General features: G+C 70.8%; 4 protein-coding genes. All 4 read left to right on the top strand.

The annotated features are described in order from the left end of the window. Positions 1-217: hypothetical protein (locus NTY77_14705; protein ID MCX5796742.1), on the top strand; the 217-nt coding region annotated here is incomplete at its 5' end. A 155-nt stretch (positions 218-372) separates the two neighbouring features. After that, positions 373-1,107, top strand: a complete 735-nt coding sequence (tsaA, locus tag NTY77_14700) for a tRNA (N6-threonylcarbamoyladenosine(37)-N6)-methyltransferase TrmO (protein MCX5796741.1) — start codon at positions 373-375, stop codon at positions 1,105-1,107. Between the two features lie 3 nt (positions 1,108-1,110). Further along, on the top strand, positions 1,111-2,496 hold the full coding sequence (locus NTY77_14695) for an MATE family efflux transporter (protein ID MCX5796740.1): 1,386 nt from the start codon (positions 1,111-1,113) through the stop codon (positions 2,494-2,496). A gap of 32 nt (positions 2,497-2,528) precedes the next feature. Further along, positions 2,529-3,584 (top strand): DUF933 domain-containing protein, encoded by a 1,056-nt coding sequence (locus NTY77_14690; protein ID MCX5796739.1) that lies wholly within the window; start codon positions 2,529-2,531, stop codon positions 3,582-3,584. Positions 3,585-3,749 lie beyond the last annotated feature (165 nt).

The raw sequence follows: 3,749 nt of genomic DNA, 5'->3' as shown, positions 1-3,749 counted from the left end.
GTCCCTGCCCGCGCCAGGAGCCGAGGCCGTCGTGACCTTCGTCAGGTCCACGGACGAGGCGTCCGGCCCCTACAGGGCCGCCAGCCTCGACGCGGGGGAGCCCGGCGCGCTGCGGCGGACGCTCGCGTCCGTCCCGATCCCGGCCGAGCTCGACGCGTCCATCCGCAAGGCGGTGCAGGACTTGTTCGGCCGTCTGCCGGGAGGAGGCGCCAGATGACGGCCCGGCGCGCGTCTTTCTTCGGCTCGTCCTGAAGGTCCCGGCCGCGCCTTAGGCGCGACCGGGACCCCAGCGCCGACACCCCGGTCGGCGCTGAGCCGTTGTCCGCCTGGGCGGCTGGCCGCTCACCGGCAATCTGATAACATATCTGTCTTATGCTGCGCCCCATCGGCTTCATCGAGTCCTGCTTCCGGGAGAAATTCGGCACCCCGCGCCAGGGGGCCTTGGTGCCCCGGGCCCCCGCGCGCCTGCGCGTGCTGCCCGAGTTCATCCCGGAGCAGTCCTTGGTCGGGCTTTCCGAGTTCAGCCACGTCTGGCTCATCTTCCAGTTCCACCTCAACACCAATAAGGGCTTTTGCTCCAAGATCCACCCGCCGCGAATGCGGGGCGGCACCATCGGGGTCTTCGCGTCCCGCTCCCCGCACCGGCCCAGCGCCATCGGCCTGACCTTGGCGCGCCTCAAGGCCGTGGAAGGCGACACGCTCTACCTGGAGGGCATGGACCTGGTCAACGGCACGCCGGTCCTGGACATCAAGCCCTACATCACCGCCTGCGACCGGCCGGCCCGCCCCCGCATCGGCTGGGTGGACCGCTGCCGCGCGCCCAGGCTCAAGGTGGAGTTCTCCAAGTCCGCCTTGGCTGACCTGGCCCAGGTCGTCCCGCGCCGCGACCGGGCCAAGGTCAAGCGGCTCATCGAGGACAGCCTGAGCCACGACCCGCGCAACCCGCGCGACCGCGCCCAACTGCGGCCCGACAAGGAGCTCGCCTTCTTCATCCTGCACTACGACGCCCACTTCCGCGTTCAGGACGGCCGCGCGCGGGTCTTCCGCGTCGACCCGGCCGACGAGGCCGCCCGCCGCAGGCCGCCGCTGGCGCCGGGTCTGCTCTGAGCCATGCGCCGCCACTTCGCCGGCGAGGAGCTGCGCTCCGTCTTCGCCCTGGCCGCGCCCATCGCGGCCCTGCAGACCGGCCTGATCCTGCAGGGGACCGTGGCCACGCTCTTCGCCGGGCACCTCGGCGCGCAGGCCATCGCCACCGTGGGCCTGGCCGGCTCCACCTACTTCATGATCCTCATCACGGCCTTCGGCATCCTGCTGGGCATCGACCCGCTCTCGGCCCGGGCCTTCGGCGCGGGCCGGCGCGACGAATGCGCCGAGGTCTTGGTGCACGCCTTGGTCGTGGCTCTGGCGGCCGCGGTGCCCGTGTTCGCGGCCTTGAGCGCCTCGGGCCGGTTCCTGGCCTGGGTCGGCATCGAGCCGAGCCTGGCCGCGACCACGGCCGCGTATCTGAAGATCCTGCGCTGGGGGCTCTTCCCGGCCCTGCTCTTCACCGCCTGCCGCCAGTACCTGCAGACCTTGAGCGTCACCATGCCCCAGCTGGCAGCGGTGCTCGCCGCCGACGTCGTGGGAGCGGTCTTGGACTACGCGCTCATGTTCGGGCACTTCGGCTTGCCGGCGCTGGGCGTCTCCGGAGCGGCCTGGGCCGCGCTCGGCGGCTACGGCGTCATGCTCGTGGTGGTGGCCGCGGCCGCGGCATGGCAGGTGCGCGCCAGCGGCTGGCGCTGGAGCGGGCTCAAGCCCGCGATGCTGTGGGAGCTCGTGCGCCTGGGCGTGCCCGCGGCCGGGCAGATGGTGGCGGAGAGCGGAGCCTTCAGCCTCACCAGCCTGCTCTGCGGCCGCATGGGCGCCGTGGCCTCGGCCGCGCACCAGATCGTCTTGAACCTGGCCGGGCTCTCCTTCATGGTGCCGCTGGGCGTCTCGCACGCGGCCGCGGTGCGCGTGGGCCAGGGCATCGGCCACCATCGGCCCGACCGCGCCGCGCGCTCCGGCTGGGCCGCCCTGGCCATGGGCGTCGCCTTCATGAGCCTCACCTGCCTGGCCTACATCTTCCTGCCCCGCGCCATCCTGGGCCTCTACACCACGGACGCGGCCGTGCTCGACCTGGGGGTCAAGCTCCTGGTCGTGGCGGGCTTCTTCCAGGTCTTCGACGCCACGCAGGTGGTCATGACCGGGGCTCTGCGCGGTCTGGGAGAGACGCGCGTGCCCATGCTGGCCAACGCGGTCGGCTACTGGGCCGTGGGCCTGCCCGTGGGGGTCTATCTCGCCTTCGCCGCGGGCCGGGGAGCCCTCGGGCTCTGGATCGGCCTGTGCCTGGGACTGTGCTCCGTGGCCGTGGCTTTGCTCTGGGTCTGGCGCGGCCGCGCCGCGGCCCTGGGGCGGGGCGAGACTCCGCCGGAGCCCGAGGCCCTGGCCGCGGCCCAGGCTCCCGGGGCGATTTGATATCATAGCCCGCCGGCCGTGAGGAGAACCACATGAAGATCGCTTTGCTGGGCCTGCAGGGCGCGGGCAAGAAGACTCTGTTCAAGCTGCTGACCGGGACCGAGGTCGCAGCCGTTCCGGCCAAGGGCGTGCCGGGGGTGTTCCCGGTCCGCGACCCGCGCGTCGACGCCCTCTCCGCCCTGTACAAGCCGGAGAAGACCACCTACGCGCGCATGGACCTGCTGCTCCTGCCCGACGTGGAGAAGTCCGAGGGCAAGGCCGTGTGGCTCGACGACGTGCGCAACCTCGACGGCATCGTGGTCGTGGTCCGCGCTTTCCCGGACCCGTCGGTGTTCCATCCCGCGGGCACGGTGGACGCCCGGCGCGACCTGGACACCTTCCTCTCCGAGCTGGTCTTCGCGGACCTCTTCCTCATGGAGCGGCGCAAGGACAAGCTGGGCCAGGAGATGCGCGCCAAGAGCACGCCCGAGAAGGTGCGCGAGCTGGCCGCGGTGCAGAAGGTCATCGCCGGCCTGGAGACGGGCAAGACCGTGCGCAATATGGGCTTGACCGAGCCGGAGAAGGCGGTGCTGTTCAACTACCAGTTCCTCACCGACAAGGCCATCGCGGCCGTGGTCAACATGAGCCAGGAGTCCCAGGACCCGGCCCTGCGCGCGGCCTTGGAAAAGGAGTTCGGCTCGCGCATGAGCCTCTCGTTCTTCGACGTGAAGCTCGAGGCCGAGATCGCGGCCATGTCCGACCCCAAGGAGCGCGAGGAGTTCCTCTCCGGCATGGGGATCACCGAGCCGGCCGTGGCGGTGCTCACGCGCGGCATCTACGAGGCTTTGGGCCTGATGTCCTACTACACCAGCGGCACCGACGAGGTGCGCGCCTGGACCGTGCGCAAGGGCTCCACCGCGCCCCAGGCGGCCCGCGCCATCCACACCGACCTGGAGCGCGGCTTCATCCGCGCCGAGCACATGAAGTACAAGGACCTCATGGAGCTGGGCTCCGAGGCCAAGGTCAAGGAAGCGGGCAAGTTCTCGCTCAAGGGCAAAGACTACATTGTCGAAGACGGCGACGTTCTCAGCTTCCGCGCCGCCAACTGACCGGTGCGTTCGGGGACACAATACTTGAGCCTCTCGTAAAAAGTCCCGGCCGCATGGGCTTGGGTTCATAAACCGGCCGCGCGACTCGCAGAGTCGCGCGGAACCGACGGCCGAAGGCCGGCGGAAATGCATCTGGGGCGGACCTCGTGTTTGCCGGCCTGCGCT

The sequence above is a fragment of the Elusimicrobiota bacterium genome (assembly GCA_026388095.1).
Classification (GTDB): domain Bacteria; phylum Elusimicrobiota; class Elusimicrobia; order UBA1565; family UBA9628; genus UBA9628.
Note: the sequence above shows the minus strand (reverse complement) of the source record. Positions and strands in the feature narration are given on the sequence as shown.